The sequence below is a fragment of the Siminovitchia sp. FSL H7-0308 genome (assembly GCF_037980985.1).
Taxonomy (GTDB): Bacteria; Bacillota; Bacilli; order Bacillales; family Bacillaceae_C; genus Siminovitchia; species Siminovitchia thermophila.
Genome location: NZ_CP150282.1, coordinates 2,721,965 through 2,746,467, shown reverse-complemented (window position 1 = coordinate 2,746,467; position 24,503 = coordinate 2,721,965). Strand labels below are relative to the sequence as shown.

The following is a 24,503-nucleotide window of genomic DNA, read 5'->3' as shown; positions in this document are numbered from 1 at the left end:
GATAAAGTGGGGAGCGTGCGTGACTTCCGCCTTATCGGTAATGATAAAGGCGAAATCATTACCGGATGATCGCCTCTTCCACAATATTGGTGCAATGCTTTCCATCTGCCAATGCGCTTTTTCAGTAACAAACAGGAGAGACAGGTTTTTATGCATTTTTACTAGTAACAAAAATGAATATCCACTTTCTCTATAAGCTAGATGAGCCTCGTTTTTTACTTTACATAATACTCAGACTTTCATTTGTTAAATCGGTCAAAAACATGTGCCCGGGTGCATGTGTGATCATCATATCAGGTTTTACATGCATGGCGACTGCTTGCGGGGTGACTCCGCAAGCCCAAAATACAGGAATTTCTCCTTCTTTGATTGTGACGCTATCGCCAAAGTCAGGTTGATTGATATCTCGAATTCCAATTTGTTCAGGGTCTCCTAGATGTATGGGGGCTCCGTGGACACTTGGAAAGCGGCTCGTAATTTGCACAGCGCGAATGGCGTCTTTGGGAGGCATCGGCCTCATGCTTACGACAGTCGGGCCTTCAAAACGTCCTGCTTTTTGGCAAGGAATATTTGTAATATACATAGGAGCATTGCAGTCTTCTTCCATATGGCGGACCGGCACGCCGTTGTCCAGCAGCTTTTCTTCAAAAGTGAAGCTGCAGCCAAGAAGAAAAGCGACCATTTCGTTATTCCAAAAATCAAAGATGTCTGTCCGTTCCTCTGTTAATACGCCATTGCGATATACCCTGTATTTGGGCAAGTCGGTTCTGATGTCGGCATTTGGCGCAGATAATGTTGGAATGAAAGAGCCCGGCTCTGTCACATCGATTAACGGACAAGGCTTTGGATTCCGTTGGCAAAACAGCAGGAATTCAAAAGCCAGTTCTTTCGGCAGTATGGCCAAATTTGCTTGTACAAACCCAGATGCCAATCCCGACGTTGGTTTTACCCACTTTTTCCTTCGTATGAGTTGTCTGATCTCTGCCGGATTCATGTCGGCCATTAAACTCATGATTTGTCCTCCTTCAAAAAAGTTAAATGATCTCTAAAAGACTCGCTCATTCTCAAATTTTCATTGGCTCCTTATTTAAAGAGTTGCGGAATTCCGTTGACAAGCGAATACACACCCATATATGACATGGCGATGACGATAAAGATGCCAAAAATGGTCATCCACAGGGGATGCTTATAATCACCGACAATTTTTGCGCGGTGGGCAGCAACAAGCATCACTCCGAGCGCAAGCGGGAGTATGAGCGCATTTAAGGAACCGACCAACACCAAAATTTTGACTGGCTGTCCAACGGAAATGAAGACAAGTGTTGAAGCAGTGATAAATCCGATAATGATCCAATTATGATACTTTTCCAAAGTCGGATGAAAGGTGCGGATAAAAGAAACGGAAGTATAAGCACAGCCCACAACAGAAGTAACGGCCGCCGCCCACATAACAATCCCAAATATTTTGTAGCCGATATCGCCGGCTGCCAGTCGGAAGACAGATGCCGGCGGATTGCCTGGGTCAAGTGTGAATCCCTGCGCGACAACCCCGAGCGCAGCTAAGAAAAGGAAAATACGCATAATAGACGCAATCCCGATGGCGCTCACCGAGCTTCTCGTCACCTCAGGCAGTGCCTCTTTCCCTTTTAATCCGGCGTCGATTAAACGATGTCCGCCTGCAAACGTAATATAGCCCCCAACCGTGCCGCCGACGAGGGTAATAATGGCCAATATGTCGATTTGGTCTGGCGCAAATGTTTTCATGAGCGCTTCTCCAACCGGGGGCTGTGCGGTAAACATCACGTAAACGGTTAGCCCGATCATGACAAAGCCCATGATTTGGGCAAAGTGGTCCATCGCCTTGTCAGCCTCTCGTACGAGAAAGATGCCAATGGCGACAGCACCACTTAAAAGCGCTCCTACCTTGATATCCAACCCAAGCAAAACATTCCCGCCCAGACCGGCTCCGGCAATGTTGCCGACATTAAAGGCCAGCCCTCCTGCCACAATCAAAGCGGCAAGCAAATAGCCCAAGCCAGGCAATACGTCATTTGCGATATCTTGGGCACGCTTTTCCGAAACGGCAATAATACGCCAAATATTCAGTTGAGCACCAATATCAATAATGATTGACATGAGGATGACGAAGCTGAAGCTTGCCAATAATTTTTCAGTAAATACAGTTGTTTGTGTCAAAAATCCTGGCCCGATTGCCGAAGTTGCCATTAGGAAGGCAGCTCCAAGCAAGAGGCTCGCATTTCCTTTCTTAGCCACTAATCATTCCTCCAACTATTGATGTATGAAGTTTCCAATCGCGGTAACAGTAACGCCTTCCTTTTTTAATGCTTCCGGAATATATTTGGCAAATTCGAGGGCTGTTTGACCGTCTCCATGGATGCAGACAGTTTCAGCTTTAATCGGAATATCCCTTCCTTGAAGGGTGGGAGCTTTTCCTTCTTTTACCATCCGGATCACCTGGTTGACCGCTTTGCCGTGATCGGTAATGAGCGCATTGGTTTCCTGTCTGGAAGTTAGTGTCCCATCTTCCTGGTATGTCCGGTCCGAAAACACCTCATTTGCCGTTTTTAGCCCGATTTTTTCTCCGGCTTTTACGAGTTCTGACCCGGAAAGACCAAATAGGATTAGTTCCGGATCCACCTTGTATACGGCTTCGGCGATTGCCTTTGAGAGAGCGGCATTTTTTACGGCCATATTAAATAACGCTCCGTGCGGCTTTACATGTTGTAACTTTGCGCCTTCTGACGCGACAAACGCATGGAGCGCCCCAATTTGATAAACAACGATGTCATATGCTTCTTCGGGGGAAATATTTATTTCCCTCCGGCCAAATCCCAATTTGTCGGGCAGGCCGGGGTGGGCACCAATGGCTACATTCTTTCTTAGCGCATTTCTTACTGTTTTTTTCATGATGGAAGGATCGCCAGCGTGAAAGCCGCAGGCAATGTTTGCAGAGGTAATATAATTCAAGATTTCATCGTCATGTCCGATTATGTAGGCTCCAAAGCCCTCTCCCATATCACAGTTTAAATCGACAGTATACATTTAAGCTCCCTCCCGAGTCATTTTTAAATAAATGCCTTGTGTCAATTGTTCGATGGAAACTTCCATTTCTACATACAATTCTTGGGCCTCTTCCAACGATATCTCTGTAAAACTGATCTGTTCTCCGGGCTTCGTCTGGGCAACGAGCGGCAAGTCTATGGAAGCAATTTGTCCGATCTTCGGATATCCGCCGATAGACTGGCGGTCTGCCAAAAGAATAATCGGATTTCCGTCTGGCGGCACTTGTATGGATCCGATATTGATGGCTTCCGATATCATGTCTTTTGCTTGTTTTAGTTGTAAGGCAGGGCCTTTTAATCGGTACCCCATCCGATCCGATTCGGACGTAACATAAAAGGGCTTTTCAAAAAAGCCTGTTTGACTTGCTGTCTGAAACCAATGAAATTGAAGGCCTTTCATTGCCCGAACAGACCTGCGTTTTTCAAGAGGCGGGTACAGGTTTTCGGAAGCGGCCCAACGACTCTCTGCAAACGGCTTATTTCCGCATTGAATCGCCAATTGCTTCAGAATCTGTTTGGAAAGTGCAGAAGAGGAACCGACTGATAGGCGATCCCCTGTTTCCAAGGCACGTCCCTTGTATCCACCCACTTTCGCGCGCAGATAAGTGGATTGGCTTCCCATCACAATGGGAATATCTAATCCGCCCGCGATGGCCAAATAGGCCCGGCATCCTTTTTGCGCATACTTAAAATCGAGGCGGGCTCCCTTTTTGACAAGAACAGGCCGCCATGCCCTTACTTGTTCTCCATCTATAGTGGGGGAGAGGTCTGCGCCGGTAATGGCGATGAGCGTATCTTCTTCGAATTGAATGGCAGGTCCGACCAATGTGATTTCAAGGGCGGCTTCATTGCCGCTATTCCCGACAAGCAAATTGGCGATCCGATGCGCCAACGGATCCATTGCTCCGCTTGTTATGACTCCGTATTTTTGGTAGCCGGTCCTTCCGAGATCTTGAACGGTTGTCATAAGACCGGGACGTAGCACTTTGATCATTGGCTCTGTACCTCCCACTGCTTGTATTCCTTCAAGCTGATCGGCTTGAATTGAATTTTATCTCCTGCTTGGAGCAAGGTGGGAGGCTCCTGACCAGGATAAAATAGCTCTATTGGAGTTCTGCCGATAAGTTGCCAGCCACCGGGTGTTTCAATCGGATAGATTCCTGTTTGCTTTCCCGCGATCCCAACTGTTCTTGGTGGAATTTTCAGCCGGGGCGTCTTCCTTCTTGGAGTGGCGATTTTTTCCGGCATACCGCCAACAAAAGGAAAGCCGGGTGCAAACCCGATCATATAAACGGTGTAATTCCCAGTGGAATGAATGTCGATGACTTCTTCGGGGGTGAGTCCATTATGTTCGGCAACATATGACAAGTCGGGCCCGAATGCACCGCCATAGCACACGGGGATTTCAATCACTCTTTGCCTTATTTTTTGTTCGGTCGTATAAGAAGAAAGCAGTTCATGAATTCTTCGGGAAACGGTTTCAAAAGGCGGCTCATGTTTCTTCGCTAGTTTGGAAGCTATATAAATATCATAAAACAGTGTCACGCTTGTATAAGCCGGGACATATTCGATCAACCACTCTTCATGCTGTCTTTCAAGAATTTCGCAAATACTTTGAACAAGATTTTGCGTTTGCGGATTGATCTCATCGCCTCCATGAATCACTACCGCGTTGTCACCAAATGGTTTAAGATGATAATTCATTTTTTCACCCCATTTTTTCTATATATAGTGGACAAGCGTAAGTTAAGTGGGGGAATTTCCCTATAATTGGAGACGCTTACTGTAAACGCCTTCATTGATGTTGAAAAAATAAATGTATGTTTTGGAAGTTTTTTCGCCCAAAAATAGCATTCTTTTATCATGCATTTTAGCATGCAACATGTAAATATTTCAATGGAGCCTTTGTTCAAAAGCTTATTGAATGGGTTCCCTTCCACACAATATCACGGTAGCGCTGTTTATCTGTATCTCCTTCGGTGTTGATCAAAAGGATTCTCGATTCCTTATTAAGCTGTAAATGTTCTTCCGCAAAACAGGGATGGGCAGTCAAAAGATAATACAACAAACCCATTGTGACCGCGCCGGATTCCCCGGAGATTAGTTTTCGGTCAACCCCAAGCGGATTTCCCAATATTCTCATACCAAGGGCGGCGATGGGATCGGAACATGAAAAAGCCGCAGCCGCTGTGCTGTCTAAAATTCGGAGCGCCGTCTCATTAGGAACGCCGCAGGCCAGCCCTGCCATGATCGTATCTAAATGACCTGTAACGGTTTTCATATTTCCTGTTAAAAATGAACGGTAAAAGCAGTCGGCCTGATCCGGTTCCACGACGATAATAGATGGCTGATTTGCTCTGTAATGCTGTGCGAAATAAGCGGCAATTCCGGCGGCAAACGTGCCGACGCCCGCCTGAAGAAAGATGTGTGTCGGCGGCTGTTCGTCATTATGCTCTATTTCATCAATGATCTCCAGAGCAATGGCGGCATATCCTTGCATAATCCAAAGAGGGATCTCTTCATATCCTTCCCATGCGGTATCCTGGATGAGAATCCAACCGTTTTCTTCCGCCAATTTGGCACATAATTTTACTGTTTCATCATAGTTTACATCGGTTATGCCGGCGTGGGCGCCTTCATTCCGGATCGCATCCAAGCGGGCTTTGGAGGCCCCCTTCGGCATATATACAACGGAATGTTGTCCCAGTTCACGGGCTGCCCAGGCGACTGCCCGGCCGTGGTTGCCGTCAGTAGCCGTAATAAACGTGATATTACCGAGCTTTTTCTTTGCTTCTGGGGAAGTCAATTCTGCAAATGACAGTTCTTCAATCGGTTTATTTAACCTTTCTGCCAAGTATTTTCCAATGGCATAAATGCCTCCCAGCACTTTAAAGGCGTTTAAGCCAAATCTCCAAGATTCATCTTTTACTTGAACTGTTTTTACATTCCATTTTTTGGCCAGGTGATGTAATGCAATAAGGGGAGTGCTTGAATAGTTTTTGTGGGACATTTGAAAACGCAATACTGACTCTATCTTCTCACGGGAAAAATAGATCAAGTCCTCTGAGGCTTTCTTTGCGTGTTTATGATTAGATACCCATTTGACGTGTTCCGACAACTTATCTATCAATTCTTCATCCCTCCATTTTGTAAATAGGCTTCTGCTTCTACCATAGGGGAAACGGATATATTTTGCCAGTCCAGGGACTGAGCCGTGGTTTCCATATTATTTTAAAAAAAGCTTTGTATCTGCTAAAATATGAACAAATTATGAATTATTTTCATAAGTTTTTTTTCTACATTTAGGATGAAAGAGGGACTGCCACATGGAATTGACTTATCATGAAGACCAAGATATTAAAGCTTTCTTAAAAGAAAATAGAGACCAGTTTGAGAAGCGCCTTTTAGAAGAAGCAGTCAATGTCCGTGATAAAATTGAAGAAATTCGCCAAATCGGAAATATTAATCTGTTAGAAAATGCCCATAAGCTTGTTTTATTCGTTGTGGAGGGCAGGGGAGAAGAAGTGGTCGCCTTTGCCAATCAGGAAGGGGAGGCCTGGGCGCGATTTTCTCTTACTTTGTCATTTAAACTCGAGTGGGTGCAGGCGATTCGCAGAACCCTTTGGGCTTTCCTCCATCAGTACGATTATTTGAAAGGGAAAGAAGTGCCTATTGATCAATTTTATGCAGTGGAAAAAGAGATCAACCAAGGAATTGACCAGTTTCTCAACCGCTTTTTTATTGCTTATTCCAAGTTTAAAGATGAGCTGATTGAATCGCAGCGGAAAATGGTCGAAAATTTATCTGCTCCGATTATCCCAATTGATGCCTCGATTAGCGTGCTTCCTTTAATTGGAAGCATCGACAACAGGCGCTCAGCTTCCATTACTGAAAAAGTGCTGATGGAGATTTCAAGCAAACGCATTCAAACATTGATTATGGACTTGTCGGGCGTTGGCGAAATGGAGCCATATGTCATTGACCAATTTTTAAAAATGATTGACGGAATTGAAATGATGGGCTGCAAAGCGGTCATTACCGGACTGCACCCGGTTGTAGTGAAGAAAGTGATTGATCTGGGCGTCTCTTTTGGGGATAAAGCCATTTTAAAAGGGACACTGCAACAGGCAATCCGTGATTATCTTTTACCATAAGTGATTGACAAAAGATGAGCTGAAAGGGGAGGCAAGCTGATTGGAACATAAAGTGACAAAAAGGGTACTCATTGCCAGTCTTGTAGGAAGCTCCATCGAGTGGTTTGATTATTTCTTGTATGGGACGGTTGCCGCTCTTGTGTTCAATGAGTTGTTTTTTCACGCGGATGATCCCGCGGTCGGTTTATTGTTGGCATATGCATCATTCGCGTTGGCTTTCTTTATCCGCCCGATTGGGGGAATTGTGTTCAGTCATATTGGAGACCGAATCGGACGCAAAAAAACACTTGTGTTAACGTTGTCCCTAATGGGGGGAGCGACTGTTTTAATGGGATTGCTGCCGACGTATGCTTCTATTGGCACAATGGCTCCTGTATTGCTTATCTTGCTTCGCCTCATTCAAGGCTTGGGTCTTGGGGGAGAATGGGGAGGAGCCCTTTTGCTTGCTGTTGAATACGCACCGAAAGAAAAACGCGGATTTTTTGGCAGTATTCCGCAAATGGGCGTAACAATCGGCATGCTGCTCGGTACGCTGGCACTTTCACTCATGTCACTGCTCCCGGAAGATGCCTTTATGACATGGGGATGGCGGGTTCCTTTTATTTTAAGCGCATTTTTAGTTTTTTTCGGTTTATGGATTCGTAAAGGAATTGATGAAACACCATCCTTTAAGGCAGCCCAGGAAAAAGGGGAAATTGCGAAATTGCCTTTTGTTGAAACGATGCGTACCCATTGGAAAGAGGTGCTGATTGCCATCGGGGGAAAAGTGGTGGAAACCGCGCCATTTTACATTTTCTCGACTTTCATCGTTTCCTATGCGACGGCCAATCTTGGATTTTCAAGAACGGTTACGTTGAATGCGGTTACAATTGCTACTGTTGTTACAACACTGTTGATTCCAGTGATGGGACGTTTTTCGGATAAAGTGGGCCGGAAGCCGCTTTATGTTGGTGGAACCGTTTTGATGATTTTATATGCATTCCCCTATTTTTGGCTGTTACACCAAAATTCCAAAGTGCTGTTGATCGTGGCTACTATTGTGGGTTTGGGAATTATTTGGGCGCCGATCACGGCTGTCCTTGGAACAATGTTTTCGGAGATTTTTAAGTCAAACGTAAGATATACGGGTATATCTCTCGGTTACCAGATTGGTGCCGCTGTCGCGGGAGGGACCGCCCCGTTAGTTGCTACAGCATTGCTGAATGCATATAACAATTCGTATGTCCCTGTTGCTTTGTACATCATTTTCACTTCTCTCATTTCATTGATTGCCATTGCCACGGTGCGTGACCGGAAAGACGAGGAATTGGATGAAGAGGCAGGATAAGGAACCGCGGATGATCCGTTCCCAGGCTGTTGAGAAAATTCTCGGCAGCCTTTTTACCGTTGCACGCTTTTTTATGGTTTGGTCATCAACGCTCCCGAAGCTTTGTACTTCTTTGATAAAGAACAGGGGGCACGCATATCTGTTTACTTATAAGAACAATGATAAAATGGTGCCCGAACAGTCAGTATGGAGAGGACTTTTTAACGAACTAGGAATGAAGCAACAGGAAAAAGCTTGCAGAGAAAAGAAACACTTGCTTTCCCCACAAGCTGAAGCTTCCAGTTTTTTATGATAAAAGCTTGTCAAAGCCAATTCGTTTATTCAAGTAATAAACGATGGGCATTCCTGCGAACATGACGACAAATTCCCCTGCCGCGACCGTAAACCAAGTAATGAAAAATGGATAGCCAAGGACAAGCTTTAATTCAAGTGCAATAATAAACATGGTGAAAGTAAAGACGACCGTATTAAATATCATCCGGAGCCAAATATTTTTCAAAAACTTAGAAGAAAATATTGTAATGAGCAGGGCGATCAATGATTGTCCAACGCCGAAAACAAGATCGTATACGCCAAGGGGCGAAAACAGCAGATTCGTTAAAAAGACGCCCATTACGATGCCAAAAATATATTTTTTGTTAAAAACAACGAGATGGTTAAACATTTCGGAAACACGAAATTGGATGTTCGTAAATCCAAAAGGCTGGATAAAAAAGGATACGGCCATGTAAAGTGCCGCCAAAATGCTGTTTGTGGCCAACGTTTTTAACTTCAATCTAACTCTCTCCTTAGTTTTGATAACGTGGGATGGTTTCGAACCACGCGGGTCGAAGCCCGAGACTTTATAATAGCGCCGTACGCCTTGCTTCGTCAATAAAAAACAGGAAGCTGACAAGGCTTTCCTGTTCACTTATGATGATTATTTATCAAGAGAATCGCCGCGCATATATTGTTCGAATTCTGTCATATCCTTGTTTTTTGTTTTGGACAGGCGAAAAGGATTGGGCGTTTTCTCATTGTTTGCGGCAATCCCAATGCCAGGGCTTTGCAATCCGGGGTCATTGATGACGCCCTCATATGTTCCATCATGATGGCCAGTTGTTTTGCTACCGACATTTTCGGTTTTTCTCGGCATTTTGTTCAACTCCTTTTATTTTAGCATGGGAAAAAGCTCTTTGAATATGCATATGAAATGTGTGAAAGTTGGCCCGCCTAAAGACATTATTTTCTTCCTATGCTACACTAAAGGAAAAAAGCAGCCGAAGGAGATACTCATGGTAAAAACGGTTTTATTTGATGTGGATGGCGTTTTATTAAGTGAAGAACGATATTTTGACATGTCTGCACTTACGGTGTGGGAAGTATTGAACAGTAGCAAATATTTGGGGCTCGAACCCGAAACATTTAAAACAGATCTTGGAGATCGCGAGATTGATGACATTCGCTCACAAGTGTTTGTTCAGGACCAAGCCTTGAAATTTATGAAGGCCTGCGGATTAAACGCGAACTGGGACATGATATATTTGGCAGTCGGTTACCAGTTGATTCATGTGTTGGAACAGGTAAAAGATGAATTTGCGGATCAAATACAAGGGTGGCTGACAAATGAGATCAATCGTGATATTTTGCTTGAAATAGGCGCGAACTTGAAAGGAAAGCGGGTTGAGCTTGACTACGCGAAATTTCTTGATGATTTCAAAACGGCCGAACCGTCCAAACAGGGGCTACTGGGGCATTTGGACACATTGTCGAAAGAAAAGCTCGGTGTGGATACGGATATTTTTGGCAAAGCGGATGCGTTATGGTCGACGTGCGAACATGCTTCCCAAGAATGGTATGTGGGAGACAAATACGTCTTTCAATCGACTGGCAAGCCTTCAGTACAAACCGGAAAAGCCGGGTTTATGTCCGATGAAAAAGTGCTTGCGCCCAAAGAAGAAATTGCCGGGTTGTTTGCGGCATTAAACAATCACGGTGTAAGAATCGGGGTTGGAACAGGGCGCCCGGAACTAGAGACGATTGAACCGTTTAGAATATTGGGCTGGCTACAGCATTTTGATCGTAATTATATCGTGACAGCAGATGATGTATTAAAGGCGGAGCGGGAAAACAATAATATCCCCGCCTTGGCTAAGCCCCACCCGTTTACATATATTTTGGCACTTTCCGGAAAAACCAAAACGGTAGAACAATGCCTTGCCGAAAAACTCCCCATTGATCATTCGAAAGAAACATTAATTGTCGGGGACTCGCTCGCTGACTTACTGGCGGCAAGGGAAATGGGCTGCTTGTTTGCGGCAGTACTGACGGGATTGTCAGGGCAAGATGCGCGCCCGGAATTTGAGGAACATCAGGCAGATTATATATTGGACAGTGTTCTTGACGTAAAAGAGATTGTGCTGTCCCTTGTGAAATAAAGACAATAAAAACATGCTAAGATTAGTAGCACAAACCAAGGCCATGGTTTGTGCTACTATTTTTATAATAGAAGCGAAGGAAAGTCGACCAGCCTCTGGGACCATTTGAGAGTCCGTATATAAAACAGGCTAACTTCACACCCTTATGAGAATCAGTTTAGTTTGTCGGGTCCAAGAGATCGTGTATAAGAAAGTGGAATCGATAAGGTACTGTGAAGACTTCTATATTTGGCGAAAAAGGAGAAACGATATGAAACATGTCATTGCACTAGATGTAAGTAAAGGGAAAAGTTCGATGGTCGTTTATGATGGCAATTGTCAATGTGAATTTGAAGGCGAACTCCATAGAACTCCATAAGCGCAATGCGATCTTCCGCTTCTTCCATTTTTGTGATCCATACATCTTCAAGACCGGGATTTTTATGGTAAAATTCACTTGCACGCAACTCCAATCTTTTCTTGTTTCTCGTCAATTCAAAAAGAATTGGATGTTTGCGTGTATTTTTTTACGGGCAAATTGTGTGGAAACCCCAACATTTAGTATAGAGCCTTAAAAGAGAAGCCAAATCATTTTGTGGATTACTACTATAAATTAAAAACGCAACCTCAGAGAAAGCCTCATAAGGTTGCGATCATCGCCTGCGTCAATACATTTCTAAAAGTAACATTTCAGTTAGTGACGCAAGGTATTCCATACGATTATGAGTCCGCACTACCAGCTCAGAAATCGTATTAAAACATAACTCAACTATACCATACAGACCTCTTGAAAAAAATAAAAATCGTTAGGTCTTTTCGTCATGTGAAAATTTAGTCACAATAATAGAAATTGATGAAATACACTTGACTAATCGTAAGAATAGGAGCCGGGATAGAACCCTGTAAAATGAATAAACCGCTTGAAATCAAGTTTAAAAGCCTTGATTTCAAGCGGTTTTATCCTCATTATTTTTACGAAAATCAATCAGCTTTTAACTTGGTCCCGGCCCCTTTGATATTTCGTATTTGCTTATGTCCCAGTTTCTTTTCTTAATGATAAACCGGCACATTTGCAGTGGGCAGTTCCAAAAACTGGACAGCCCTTAATCCGTCCATGGCGACGAGATCTTTTGCGACACTTTCATCCACTTTTTTGTCCAAAGTAAGAACCATGATTGCTTCGCCGCCGGCTACGGCTCTTCCGACTTGCATCGTTCCGATATTGATTTCGTGGCTGCCGAGAATTGATCCAACCCGGCCAATCATTCCTGGAACGTCGTGGTGTTCAATGTACAGCAAGTATTGTTCGGGACGCACATCAACCCTGTATTCATTCATTTTTACGATGCGGCCGCCGTATCCGTTCAGGACCGTTGCACCGATGCTTGCCTGCTCATCACCTTTAAATAAAGTGAGTTCCATATAGTTGGCAAAACCTTTGCTTGTCGGATTTTTCACCACGTTAAGGGCAACTCCCTGGTCATTTAATAGGTGAAGGGCATTGACCATATTAACAGAGTCGCTCAGATGATGGGAAAGGATTCCCTTAATCATCGTTCTCGACAACAGGTCAGTATCTTGTTTGGCCAATTCACCGTAAAAGTTGATTTCAATTTTGTCCGGAGCATGTTTTAAAAGTTGAATGGACAAAATGCCAATCTGCTCGCCAAGATCAATATACGGCTGAAGTTTTTTCTGGGCTTCCCCGGAAACTTGAGGCATATTGATCGCGTGGCGGATTGAATCTGTTTCAAAAATATTAATGATTTCTTGGCTGACTTCTTGTGCTACTTTTTCTTGTGCTTCTACTGTGGAAGCACCCAAGTGTGGTGTTACAACGGCATTTGGATGCGTAAGCAACTCCATATTGGATGCCGGTTCGGTTTCAAAAACGTCAATGGCAGCACCTGCTACCTGTCCGGAGTTTAATGCCCTTACCAAAGCGGCTTCGTCGATGATGCCGCCGCGTGCGCAGTTAACAATCCGAACGCCTTTTTTCGTTTTGGCCAAATATTCGTCGTTAATGAGGCCTTTTGTATCTTTCGTTAACGGAGTATGAACCGTAATAAAGTCGGCTTGTTCAGCAATTTCGTCCAAAGAGGCTTTCGTAATGCCGAGTTGGTTGGCGCGTTCTTCTGTCAAATAAGGATCAAAGCCTAAAATGCTCATGCCGAATTTTTTGGCTCTTTTCGATACTTCCGCACCAATTTTGCCCATGCCGATGATGCCGAGTGTTTTTTCGTATAATTCAACGCCTTTAAACGCGTTTCGGTCCCAATTTCCAGCAGAAGTGGACATGTGGGCTTGCGGTATTTTGCGTGCCATCGATAACATCATCGCCATCGTATGTTCTGCGGCTGCAATCGTATTGGCGCCTGGTGCGTTGATGACGATAATGCCTTTTTTTGTCGCAGTGGCGACGTCGATATTGTCCACACCTACACCCGCACGGGCAATGACGCGAAGTCGGTCCGCGGCATCAAGCAAGTCTTCCGTTACTTGTGTTTGGCTCCGGACGATGAGAGCGTCATAGTCTTTCATGATTTCTTTCAATTCCGCAGGGGACAAGTTTGATTTTTTATCGACGGTAAAATTCGGATGATCATACAATACTTTTAATCCGCTGTCGCTGATTGCATCCGTTACTAATACTTTATACATGTTCTGCCCAAACCTCCTGTGCTCTTTTGGTCGCTAGACCAAGTACGTCTTTGTTTTCCATTTCTTTAATGGTCATTTCCAATGCCGCCAAAACGGTGAGGACATCATACGGATTGCAATAGCCCATATGGCCGATCCGGAATATTTTTCCAGATAGCTTTTGTTGTCCGCCGGCAAGGGAAATATGATATTTGTCTTTCATGATTTTTCTGATAGCATTCGCTTGATCGTCCTTAGGCATGACAGCTGTAACTGTCGGAGAAGCCTCTTTATCATTTGTCAAAAGCGGGATGCCAAGAGCTTTCACTCCCTCGCGCGTCATTGTTTTTAACAATTCATGGCGTTTAATGACATTTTCCCAACCCTCTTCATCAATCATGTTGCATACTTCCTGCGCCCCATATATTAAAGAGATGGCAGGAGTGAACGGAGTTGATTTTTTTTGGTCATAATTGTCAAAATAGCGGTTTAAGTCAAAGTAAAACCGGGTATTTTTTGTTTTTTGGATCGCCTCTTTCGCCTGGTCGCTGACAGCCACGAATGCAAGGCCCGGAGGAAGCATGAGCGCTTTTTGTGATCCGGATACTAAAATGTCAATATTCCATCCTGCCATGTCCGCAGGAACACCGCCAATGCAGCTGACGCCATCAACTATAAACAGCCCGTCTGTCAGGCGCTTGGTCACTTCTCCGAGTTGTTTGATCGGATGGATAATGCTTGTTGATGTCTCACAATAAGTGGCAAAAACGGCTTTTACGTTCGCATCAAGAGATTTTATAAAATCTTCAAGCTGTTCGGGCTGGCAAGCAGTACCCCATTCAACTTCAAGCTTATGGACGTTGGCACCGTGAGCTTCACAAATTTTTGCAAAACGGTCGCCAAAAGCACCACCGACAATAACAACTACGTCATCTCCAGGATCTATTACATTTACAGCTGCTGTTTCAAGGGCGCCTGTTCCACTGCCTGAAATGATGAGAACAGGGTTGTCCGCCCCAAAGACTGGTTGGAGCCTTGTGGCTACATCTTCCAGCAACACGGGAAAAGCAGCGCCCCGATGCCCGATCATCGGTTGGTTCATGGCAATTTTTACCCGATCCGGTATGGGAGTCGGCCCCGGTGTAAATAAATATTCTTTGTCTAGAAACACTTGTTGTTCATCCCTTTCAAAAAGTTAAAATTAAATGAAAAGCCCTCATAACAGGCATGGTTGCCTTGTTATGAGGGACGTAATCTCCGTGGTGCCACCCTCGTTCACCGCCACTTTTTCCAAAGAGCGGTCTCGAGTGAATAACGGCGAAGCGCCGGGCTGCAAAGCCAGTTCAGAAGTGCTGGGCAATATTGAAGCAAAAGCATCGGTTTTCACCAGCCACCGACTCTCTTAAGGTTTTACTCCATGCCTTCTTCATCATAACTTTCATCATTTATTTCCTATGTTTGTGATCATTTTAACACAACGCATTCGCAATAAAAAGACTTAAATGATAAAAAAACTTTGTAACCGCTCCCATTATTTCATTTATATTACATTAGCTGAACGATGCAAGAAACCAAGAAATGAAATATAGTATTATTAATATATGCTATATTCTAATTGGGCGGGTGATGAAAGTGGAAAAGGAACAATATTTGGTAAAAAAGCTTTACCATGAACAACATTTTCTGAAGGGGGATGAGTCTGAACATCCGATTCGGGTGCTGGGCGAACTATATGTATCCGAGCAAAAGAAAGAAATGGCGGACCTCTCCTACATTCGTTTTGCCCAAGGAGAAGTGTACTTTTTAAATAATGACTATGAAGCGGCCATCTTCAAATGGGAGAATATACATAATGAACTGGAGCCGTGGGCGAAAAAAAATATAGCGGATGCTTATATGGAGTTGGACTTGCTAAGTACTGCGGAGGAAATTTATAAATCCATTTCGTCCGATTCTCTGATCTTAAACACGGAAATTTCATTACAGCTTTTCTCTTTATACTTGCAGCAGGGCAAAGCCGGAGAAGCAGACCAAATGATTAAAAATGCCGTTGTATTAAATCCTGACTATGAAAATGTAACGGAACTTGCTTGCGCATTTTTTGAAGAACAGCAGGACTGGGAAAGCGCATTGGATCTGACGATAAGTGAGGCGGTCAGGACAAAATCCCGGCAGTGGTTCAGAAAGCTGCTCGATTATATAGAAAACGGGCATGCCAGTGCCCAGGAGCCGCGCTTTTTTGTGCCGGCGCTAACCGCATTGCAGGCAATAGACTTTTCGCTTTTTGAACAAATGACGGTTGTTTTATGGGACAATTTTCAGAAACGGGATCATTACTTGTCCTGGTTGAAAGAATTAAGTGCGGTGATCGCCAAATCGGAGATAACAGCATCATATCGGTGGAATAAACTGCCTGCCAAATTCTCCGATTCCTTTAGGAAGCTGCTTTTAGAAGATTTTCCTTTAGAGCGGCTCAAAGAAGTCGTACCATCTTTATTATCATCATGGCTTCAAGTAGCTGACTCCGCAACGGCTCCTGCAGCCGCCGCCGGGGTGCTTGCCTGGAACGACGTATTCCCTGCCAGCGTGGGGGAATCTTCAATACAGGAAGCCCAAGATATTCTTGGACGGCTTTCTGGAGTTGCAGATCGCTCAAACCTGTTTATGGACAGCCAAAATTTATTCAAGTCGATTGAACAATGGGCATCCGCTATGAATGCTGCCATGAATCCAAAAGTAAAATGGATGTTTCAAAAACTGTCCATGTTGGATCATAAAACGGTCTTGATAGCCGGTACGTCTGCAGGCAGCAAGTCTTCCTTCGTTAATATGCTGCTAGGCAGTACGGAAGCAGATTTTTTTGACACGTCTGTTCCAGTACTTTATGGGCACGGAGAGACGACTGCATTTCGTCTCATTACGAACGAAAACATCGCAACGGTAACTACTAGCCACGAATTGGTGGAAGGCGAACGCAAGCCCGACGCCTTGATCGAATATATATGGCCAAACCGCTTTTTGGCAGATCATAGGTTATCTGTCATTGATTTTCCGGTGCTGCATTTTCCCAAAAGGAAGGAAAGTGTCATTGAAAGTATCCGGATGAGCGCGTGTATGTTTTTCATATTAAATGAAGATGCTTCACTCACTATTGATGAGCAAGAACTGTTAAATGAAATTAAAGAGCATATTCCGGAATATCCAGTCCATTTTATTTTACAGACGCATGGACCCATCACGAACGAAAAGCTTGACAGCGTGAAGCAGCATGTTTCTCAATTTTTTCCTGACGCAAACTTCTTCGCCATTTCCGGTTCCGATCCAATTAGTGACAGCCAATTGGAAAGCATATTAAATGAGGTCGACGAAAAGAAAAATTGGCTGCTGTTAACAGGACACCTGATCTTTTTAATCAAAAAAATGATCGGGGGCCTGCTGAAACAACGCGAAAAAATCCAAAGGGAACTTACCGAAGCGATTGAGTTTGATGAAGAGGTGCTGACTAAGATCCAGGGCGCCATCCATCAATTGTATGATCTGGAAGAGGAAAAAACAAAAGTATTAAGCGATGCTTACCGATCATTTAAGGATGAAATCAAATCTGATCTGTTAAAAACCGTACCGAAATTGCTTAAGGAATCTGCCGATATTCTTCAGGAGGACAGCGACTTTGGGACGATCCACAAAAAATTGAATGATGAAATGAACAAGCGGATTTCCGATTATTTGCAGTATACGGTCCATCCAACATATATCAGCTCGCTTCAGGATTGGATCAGTTTTTCCGAAGGGGAACTGAACAAGGCCCAAGAGCAATTAATCGAGTGGAATGAAGGGTTCAATCTTATGTTCGGAGAAGAGCGACTCGAACTTGCTTGCGATTTTCAAATTCTTGGGGACTGGCGAAGAGACGCCGATCGTATGACAGGCACCATTCAGATAGATAAAGAAAACATATTACTAAAAAGAACGCCTGCGCAAGTTCTATTAAAAAGTGCCGGGAAGCTGTTTGGAGTGATACCGGCCAATCAATCCATCATGTATAAACGTTACCGTCAATATATAGAAAACGAAAATTATGATGATACGGCAGAATCAATCGCTGAAAAGTTTTTTCGGCAATTTGAACTGTTTGAAAAAGCAATTCCCAGGGATATATCACTGTTCTTCCGCAATCCGTATCATGTGTTGCGGAAATCTGCGGATGAACTCCAAGAGACAGTGGACAAAAATAAAGCAAAGCTGGATGACATGAAATCAAATCCGGAAAAATTCCACAACCCGTTGATGTTGTTTGACGTCAGACTCCGCCAGCTTGAATGGATGAAAGGAAAAAGTAAAACAGGTTCTCGGACAAATAACAGCGTGAACGGCTAACATATGTGACGCATGAAGAAAAAGGGGGACGATTATGCGGATTGCTCTGATTGCGCATGACAAGAAAAAGGACGATATAGTCGAATTTTCCATGGCTTATAAATATATTTTGAAAAAGCATCAGTTGTTTGCAACAGGAACGACAGGAACGAGAATCATGGAGGCTACGGGTCTCGATATTCAACGCTTTCAATCCGGCCCGCTTGGAGGGGATCAGCAAATTGGGGCTCTTGTCGCGGAGAACAAAATTGATTTGATTATTTTTCTGAGGGATCCACTGACAGCCCAGCCTCATGAACCGGATGTTTCTGCATTGATGAGGCTGAGTGATGTTTACGGTGTACCGCTGGCTACAAATATGGGAACAGCCGAGGTGCTGATTCGCGGATTAGAACGCGGTGACTTGGAATGGCGCTCTATTATTCATAAAGAAATCCACTGACATGCCATAATATGACTTATAGCCTAATCTCTTTATAGATGTTATACTAGAACATAGATTTTTACATTTATAAGGAGATGGAAGAGTGAAATCGAATTCCAAGATCACAGCGAAGATTGTTCCTCTAGCCATTGGTGTGATTGTCATTGCGGCATGCATTGTGTGGGCGGTTCAATCTTTCGATAGAGGAACCGTCATTCCATTTTCGCAAATGGAAAAAACGATACAAGCAGCCCAAAGTGGCAAGCAGGTTTCACTTAAAGAAACTTCTGATGGAACTTTGTACCTGAAGACACCGGAAGGAAAGTTCATCTCCCATGTCAGACCGGATAGTCCGATGGTAGAAAAGCTTGTTCAAAACTACCATATAAGCTATAAATATACGGACGGCAACCAAGCAGGGAATTGGCTCATTGGGGGCCTGATTGTCCTCATGGTTGGTGCCGCGTTCGTTTTGCATAAAAAAGGAAAAATTGGCGTTTCCGCCATGAAGAATAGCACGGCTAAAGAAACGCCTCTTCCATCTATTACATTAGATGATGTGGGTGGATTGCCAAAAGAGATGAAAGAAGAGATTCTTCAGACGCTGGAAATTATCAAAGATCCTGATCGTTCAGACAAGCTTGGAATCAAGGCTCCGAAAGGAATTTTATTATATGGGCCTCCCGGTACGGGAAAAACACTGTTGGCACAGGCCATTGCCCATGAGATTGGCGCTTCTTTCTTCTCTTCATCGGGTTCCGCCTTTACAGAACTATTTGTGGGTGTTGGTGCTTCCCGGGTGCGTTCACTGTTTGAAAATGCCCGCAAGCAGGCGCCGGCCGTAATCTTTATTGATGAGGTAGATGCGCTTGCCGGGAAACGGAAAGCCCACGGCGGGGAAGAAACCGAAAAAACGCTGACGGAACTGCTCGTTCAGCTTGATGGCGGCCATTCCAACGACCGAATTTTATTTATAGCGGCGACAAACCGGAAAGACATGTTGGATGATGCTTTCTTGCGTCCGGGACGGATTGATTTTTCATTCCACGTTCCGCTTCCCGATACGCAAGGAAGAAAAGAAATCATTGACATCCATGTAAAAGGCAAAAGTTTATCACCGGAAGTTGCTGCGTCTTTAAACATGCTGGCTGAAAGTACTTCGGGTTTTTCCGGTGCTGAAATTAGTTCATTGTTTGAATCAGCCAGCAGAAAAGCCGTACGGGAAGGAAGAGACGTAATCGGGAAGGAAGACCTTGATTATGCGATCGACAGAACGATCCTTGGCAGTACATCCCGGTCATTGAAAGATCCGAAAACAAAACGTCGAGTGGCGATACATGAGGCGGGGCATGCGCTTGTCCAAGCTCTCACAAAACCAAATACGGTAAGAAAAGCAACCATCATTCCGCGTGGCCAAGCGCTTGGCTATGTGGCACCAATTCAGAAGGAATTGCACTTGTCCACGACAAGCGAATTGCTTGACCAAGTGAGTATGATTCTTGCCGGCGGTGTTGCAGAGCGCCTTTACCTTGGTGAACACAGTATCGGAGTAAGCGGTGATGTCCAGCAAGCCAAGCATATTTTGGAACAAATGGTCGATACGGGCATGCTGCAGGATGGATTTACCTTGACGTTTGACAAGAAAGAAAAAGAAGCCAAAATGCAAGAGCTGTTTGATGATGCGATCGAACGAACTGAAGCTTTGATCAAATCACATAAAGCCGAGTACGAAAACCTGGTGGAAGCCCTGCTTCACAAAGAAACGCTGGACGGACATGAAGTCCAGCAAATCGTAGGGGGAGAAAGACCCGTGGAGGGTTCGGAAGAACTGGTTCTTGTGTAAACAAGGGGTGTCCAATCAGTCGATTTTTTCGATGTTGGACGCCCCTTTTTATTGTACACGGGGCATGGGTGAATACTCGGTGGTTAAAGTCCGCTACAGGCTTGGCAGTAGGAACCGTTAGCGGAAGACAAGGTGTTATCGTGAGGTAGTGGCTCAAGCGCCAAATCCCGTCCTCTTCACCCACTTCCTATCTGCTTTGTCTCACTCGTCATCGTAAGACTGCCGGGACGATTGAAAGGATAGCATTGGTGACTGCCGTGCTGGATCGTCTTAAAAAGCTTTCCTGTAGCCAATACAGGATAACTATGCCAGTATGCGACCCAGTGATAACAACTAATTAACTATTATCTTTATTTACTAGACTTTAGAAATAAAAACGGAAGGAATGTCCCTATAAAAGCTCCAGTGACAATGGCGAATGCGAAAAAGAAATTCCCCATAACCACCCAACCATCTATTACTGTAAAAATTGAAAAGATTGCAAATAAAGACAAGCAAACTGTTATGATAATGGCTGGCAATAAATAATAAATTCTGTGTGGATATTTCTTTTTTAAGTAATAGGAAGCAACATAGAAAATAAATATTGATAGTAAACCAGCGATTAAAAAAACATGCAAACCTCCGATTATAACCATCCCCCAATTCGCATTTTTTGCATTCTGAATACTCCCCTTAATATAAAACAAACGATCATTAGAAAGCAATTAAAGTCAAAAAAATATGTTTTTACTGTATATTATGCGCAAATTGCAAAAATGAAAATCACTGTGAACTGTCTCCTCGTTAAGTTGACAGTTGAACAGGATTATACGACTTACGCTCTGTATTCAAACGGGTTGAGACCATTTAGTCTTTCTTATAGACATTTGTGATTATAGAAGTGGATAACTCACGGCTTTTTGGAGTTCCTCAAACGTTGTATATAAATAATACTGTTCACATTTCAGGGTTCCCAAAAAGTATAATGCCCTCCTTTTGTCAAGACACAAAAAGGTAAAATTTAAGTGATGTATTATCTCTCCTTGATATTCCTCTGCATGTTGCTTGATTTTTAGGGATCTCACTTTCTGTTACTAGGATAAGGAACGCTCTCTCTGCGTGCCCCGTACCTCACAAGTAGTAACCGCCGATCACTTTATATGTTTATTTTCCCTCCGTAAACATTGACCGCATCAGCAAAGCCATGCGTAAATTGAGTGAGTTTTGTGAATCTTCGATCGGATACCCCAACATTTCCTCACATTTGGCAATTCGATACTTAACAGTATTTCTGTGTACGTACAATTTTCTCGCCGTGATCGCTATTTCACAATTATGGTCCAAATACACCATTAATGTATTCAATAAACTTTCTTCATCTTTATTTTGTGGATAAGAAAGTGAGCGTAAAGTATTTTCATAAAATTTGAGCAAGTTTTCTTCTGGAATCAAGCGAATCATTTCTTGCAATTGCTTTGTTTCGTAAAAGTTGATAAATGAAAACCGGAACAGCTCTGCTCCATCTTCCCAGGCGTTTACCGCTTCTTTATATGTAATCGGTATATAGGCAATGTCGTTAAAAAAATTGCCTACCCCAAATGAAAGTGAAATGTTTAAACTGGAGAATGCTTCACGTTGAAATTCTTTTAGCCATTCTTCGATTTTGTTTTTCAGCGGATCATCCAAGTCTTTGGGGCATTGCATCAAAATGACAAAGAATTCATCTTTCATAAACACTAAATTTTTGGCATCAGCTTTTAAAATGGATTTATCCAAAAATCTGTTTAAATAATCATACAGTCTGTTCATCATTTCTGTATTTTGCGAAAAGGGATCCTGCTTTTCCTCATCCATTTTACAAACGATGCAAGCGTATTTCTGATTGTCCAGCAAGCCGTGCTGCTTTCCCCTATGAATGATCTCTTGTCTATTCGTGATGTTCCCGTCAACAAGGGAAGTAAAGAAATTATTTTCCAGCATACGGCTGTTTTCTCGAATGGCTTCATTTTTAAGCAGTGTAAAAGAAATGACTGTCGATGCCTGTTCAATGGCCAACGGTGAAGAGGGATGGGAAAGTTTGTCCATATAAAATATGATGAGCAGGTATGGGTACGGATGCATTGTCTTGACATGGAATATTCTGGCTGAAATGTAGTCACCTTCTTTGTTTGGATCGGGGATTGAAAAACGCTTTTGAACTTGAAATGGCTCTCTCTTTTTTTTAATGATTTCCTCCGTTTTGTTCATGATGTTTTTCATATCCTCTTTTTGAAAATGCTTGGAAAAAGAGGCAATATCCCCAATAGGGTCCAGTAGAAGGACAGGGCATTTGATTAAAAAGCCGATATTATCAATCAATGATTGCAGTGTATATCCCTTTATCATCATATTGGTAAATCTCTTGTGGACATGAATCGCATACGTCAGCTCTTCGATTTGATGATTCCATATAAAACTTAATAATTGATGGGCAACCGTACCAAGTGTCAATGATTCTGGAATTTTCATAATGGGAAAGTCTTTTGCGTTAGCCAGGTCGATCACGTTTTGGGGGACTTCGTCGATGAATCTTTTTAATTTGATCGCGACTCCCGCACAAGGGTATTCACTCAACTCCGCAATAAGATTGTATAACGCAGAAGGGTCTTCCTTAAAGGCGAACCCGGTTGTCAGCAATAAGGCATTTTCCGCTAAAAAGTGAATGACATCGGGTGTTTCCGATATTTCGATCGACTCAACAACTCTTTTTACACCCGCATGTCCGGCTATAATTTTTACGTTTTGGAAAACATCTACTAAAAATAAATCCTCGACTTTTTTCATTTTTGCACCTCACCTTCTTTAAAAATATGAAATATACAAACTTGGGAAGCCAAATTGTTCAGAGTGGATAATGAATTTTGAATTTTATTGCTATAAAATCAATTTTAAACGGAAATCACCATATTTCAACTAAAAGTTTAAAATTTTTATCTCTTATGATAGAAAGGAAGGATAAACATGTTAAAAGAATTGAATCCTTCAATACGTACGTTAATGACTCCGGGACCCGTGGAGGCGGAGCCGCGGGTTTTGCGCGCGATGTCCATTCCGGTCATTGGACAATTTGATCCGGAGTTCCTCCAAATAATGGACGAGACGATGGCTTTATTAAGAAAGCTGTTTCAAACGAAGAATCACTGGGCCTATCCGATTGATGGCACAGCGCGCTCCGGGATCGAAGCTGTTCTTTGTTCCGTAATTGAACCGGGTGATCAAGTGTTAGTTCCGATTTACGGCAGGTTTGGCCATTTGCTGGCGGAAATAGCTTATCGAAGTGGAGCGGAAGTTTCTACGATTGAATGCGAATGGGGGACAGCCTTTGAGCAAGAAGATATGATTACTCAGATAAAAAAAGTGAAGCCAAAAGTGGTCGCCTTAGTTCATGGAGAAACGTCCACTGGCATCATGCAGCCGATAGAAGAAGTAGGGAAGTTTTGCCGCGACAATCAAATTTTATTGATTGTGGACGCGGTCGCAACCTTGGGCGGGACCGATTTTAAAACGGATGAATGGAATGTTGACGCCGTTATATCCGGAACACAGAAATGTTTAGGGGTTCCAACGGGGATGGCTCCGATCACTTATAATGAAAAAGTGGAGAAAATATTATTAGAACGGCAGAAAATTGAACAGGGTCTGGATATTTCATCGGTCAACCACCGAAGAATTCAAAGTAATTATTTGGACTTAAGCCAGATACAGGAATATTGGGCCCCCCAGCGGCTGAATCACCATACTGAAGCCACATCCATGCTTTATGCATTGCGGGAAGGGCTGCGCATTATTCATGAAGAAGGGCTGCAACCGCGCTTTGCCAGACATAAATTACATGAGAAGGCACTGACGGAAGGATTGAAAGCGATGGGGCTCACACTGTTTGGAGATCCGTTCTATAAATTGCCCGTGGTCACTTGTGTGAACATTCCCGAAGGGGTGGACGGCGATCAAGTTCGTCATATGATGCTTTATGAGTTTGGTGTCGAAATTGCGAGTTCTTTCGGATCGCTGGCTGGAAAAATTTGGCGTATTGGCTCAATGGGATACAGTTGCCGAAAAGAAAATATTTTAAAGGTATTGACAGCATTAGAAGCATCTGTTTATCGCCAAGGGGGAAAAGTTCATTTAGGCGCGGCAGCGCAAGCCGCCCTCGATGTATATGAAAATCAATCTGCTGTCATTCAGTAATATCAAGAGATTTCTGGAAAGGGGTGCTGACAAAGTTGGAGGCATCCTTT

18 protein-coding genes and 1 pseudogene are annotated in these 24,503 nt (G+C 43.5%); 8 read left to right on the top strand and 11 right to left on the bottom strand.

The window, feature by feature from the left end; all coding sequences use genetic code 11:
• Window positions 1-220: 220 nt before the first annotated feature.
• The 6 genes from MHB50_RS13145 to dpaL all read right to left on the bottom strand — a co-directional run bounded on the left by MHB50_RS13145 (window position 221) and on the right by dpaL (window position 6,213).
• The gene (locus tag MHB50_RS13145) at window positions 221-1,012 is read right to left on the bottom strand and encodes a putative hydro-lyase (protein ID WP_077109818.1); all 792 of its coding nucleotides are present in this window, start codon (window positions 1,010-1,012) and stop codon (window positions 221-223) included.
• 71 nt (window positions 1,013-1,083) lie between these two features.
• A complete protein-coding gene (locus tag MHB50_RS13140) occupies window positions 1,084-2,226 on the bottom strand; it encodes an NRAMP family divalent metal transporter (RefSeq protein WP_340085338.1) in 1,143 nt (380 codons plus the stop codon).
• Window positions 2,227-2,289: 63 nt separating this feature from the next.
• Window positions 2,290-3,063 (bottom strand): 5-oxoprolinase subunit PxpA, encoded by a 774-nt coding sequence (locus tag MHB50_RS13135; RefSeq protein WP_077109820.1) that lies wholly within the window; start codon window positions 3,061-3,063, stop codon window positions 2,290-2,292.
• Entirely contained in the window at window positions 3,064-4,077 is a 1,014-nt protein-coding gene (locus MHB50_RS13130; RefSeq protein ID WP_077109821.1) for a biotin-dependent carboxyltransferase family protein, read from the bottom strand.
• On the bottom strand, window positions 4,074-4,787 hold the full coding sequence (pxpB, locus tag MHB50_RS13125; protein ID WP_340083874.1) for a 5-oxoprolinase subunit PxpB: 714 nt from the start codon (window positions 4,785-4,787) through the stop codon (window positions 4,074-4,076). Before pxpB ends, MHB50_RS13130 begins: the two co-directional genes overlap by 4 nt.
• Before the next feature lie 205 nt (window positions 4,788-4,992).
• Window positions 4,993-6,213, bottom strand: a complete 1,221-nt coding sequence (gene dpaL, locus MHB50_RS13120; RefSeq protein ID WP_340083873.1) for a diaminopropionate ammonia-lyase — start codon at window positions 6,211-6,213, stop codon at window positions 4,993-4,995.
• Window positions 6,214-6,409: 196 nt separating this feature from the next.
• Between dpaL and MHB50_RS13115 the strand changes: the two genes are divergently transcribed.
• Both MHB50_RS13115 and MHB50_RS13110 read left to right on the top strand, forming a co-directional pair.
• The gene (locus MHB50_RS13115; RefSeq protein ID WP_077109823.1) at window positions 6,410-7,237 is read left to right on the top strand and encodes an STAS domain-containing protein; all 828 of its coding nucleotides are present in this window, start codon (window positions 6,410-6,412) and stop codon (window positions 7,235-7,237) included.
• A gap of 40 nt (window positions 7,238-7,277) precedes the next feature.
• Window positions 7,278-8,564 carry an MFS transporter gene (locus tag MHB50_RS13110; RefSeq protein WP_340083872.1) on the top strand — a complete coding sequence of 429 codons (1,287 nt, stop codon included), beginning with the start codon at window positions 7,278-7,280 and terminating at the stop codon, window positions 8,562-8,564.
• A gap of 286 nt (window positions 8,565-8,850) precedes the next feature.
• Here the strand turns inward: MHB50_RS13110 and MHB50_RS13105 are convergent, their stop codons facing one another.
• Together MHB50_RS13105 and MHB50_RS13100 are read right to left on the bottom strand one after the other, a co-directional pair.
• The gene (locus MHB50_RS13105; RefSeq protein WP_340083871.1) at window positions 8,851-9,339 is read right to left on the bottom strand and encodes a QueT transporter family protein; all 489 of its coding nucleotides are present in this window, start codon (window positions 9,337-9,339) and stop codon (window positions 8,851-8,853) included.
• Between the two features lie 144 nt (window positions 9,340-9,483).
• Window positions 9,484-9,699: a hypothetical protein gene (locus MHB50_RS13100; protein WP_077109827.1), complete on the bottom strand. Its 216-nt coding sequence runs from the start codon at window positions 9,697-9,699 to the stop codon at window positions 9,484-9,486.
• A gap of 139 nt (window positions 9,700-9,838) precedes the next feature.
• On the opposite strand from MHB50_RS13100, the gene MHB50_RS13095 reads away from it, so the two are divergent.
• Entirely contained in the window at window positions 9,839-10,981 is a 1,143-nt protein-coding gene (locus tag MHB50_RS13095; RefSeq protein ID WP_077109828.1) for an HAD family hydrolase, read from the top strand.
• A gap of 565 nt (window positions 10,982-11,546) precedes the next feature.
• Window positions 11,547-11,717, top strand: a pseudogene (locus MHB50_RS13090) (IS110 family transposase); the annotation flags it as partial.
• 293 nt (window positions 11,718-12,010) lie between these two features.
• On the opposite strand, the gene serA reads toward MHB50_RS13090, so the two are convergent.
• Both serA and MHB50_RS13080 read right to left on the bottom strand, forming a co-directional pair.
• Window positions 12,011-13,621 carry a phosphoglycerate dehydrogenase gene (gene serA / locus MHB50_RS13085; protein ID WP_077109831.1) on the bottom strand — a complete coding sequence of 537 codons (1,611 nt, stop codon included), beginning with the start codon at window positions 13,619-13,621 and terminating at the stop codon, window positions 12,011-12,013.
• Complete coding sequence (locus tag MHB50_RS13080; RefSeq protein ID WP_340083870.1) at window positions 13,614-14,771, bottom strand: alanine--glyoxylate aminotransferase family protein; 1,158 nt, start codon at window positions 14,769-14,771, stop codon at window positions 13,614-13,616. The genes serA and MHB50_RS13080 overlap by 8 nt, the downstream gene beginning before the upstream one ends.
• Before the next feature lie 461 nt (window positions 14,772-15,232).
• Between MHB50_RS13080 and MHB50_RS13075 the strand changes: the two genes are divergently transcribed.
• The 3 genes from MHB50_RS13075 to MHB50_RS13065 all read left to right on the top strand — a co-directional run bounded on the left by MHB50_RS13075 (window position 15,233) and on the right by MHB50_RS13065 (window position 20,244).
• The gene (locus MHB50_RS13075) at window positions 15,233-17,977 is read left to right on the top strand and encodes a GTP-binding protein (protein WP_340083869.1); all 2,745 of its coding nucleotides are present in this window, start codon (window positions 15,233-15,235) and stop codon (window positions 17,975-17,977) included.
• A gap of 34 nt (window positions 17,978-18,011) precedes the next feature.
• Window positions 18,012-18,419: a methylglyoxal synthase gene (gene mgsA / locus MHB50_RS13070; RefSeq protein ID WP_077109834.1), complete on the top strand. Its 408-nt coding sequence runs from the start codon at window positions 18,012-18,014 to the stop codon at window positions 18,417-18,419.
• An 85-nt stretch (window positions 18,420-18,504) separates the two neighbouring features.
• A complete protein-coding gene (locus MHB50_RS13065; protein ID WP_340083868.1) occupies window positions 18,505-20,244 on the top strand; it encodes an AAA family ATPase in 1,740 nt (579 codons plus the stop codon).
• Between the two features lie 1,146 nt (window positions 20,245-21,390).
• Here MHB50_RS13065 and MHB50_RS13060 read toward each other — a convergent pair.
• Window positions 21,391-23,049 carry a PucR family transcriptional regulator gene (locus tag MHB50_RS13060; protein WP_077109837.1) on the bottom strand — a complete coding sequence of 553 codons (1,659 nt, stop codon included), beginning with the start codon at window positions 23,047-23,049 and terminating at the stop codon, window positions 21,391-21,393.
• 171 nt (window positions 23,050-23,220) lie between these two features.
• Here MHB50_RS13060 and MHB50_RS13055 point away from each other — a divergent pair, with 171 nt between their 5' ends.
• A complete protein-coding gene (locus MHB50_RS13055) occupies window positions 23,221-24,453 on the top strand; it encodes an alanine--glyoxylate aminotransferase family protein (protein ID WP_339165473.1) in 1,233 nt (410 codons plus the stop codon).
• The last annotated feature ends 50 nt before the right edge of the window (window positions 24,454-24,503 follow it).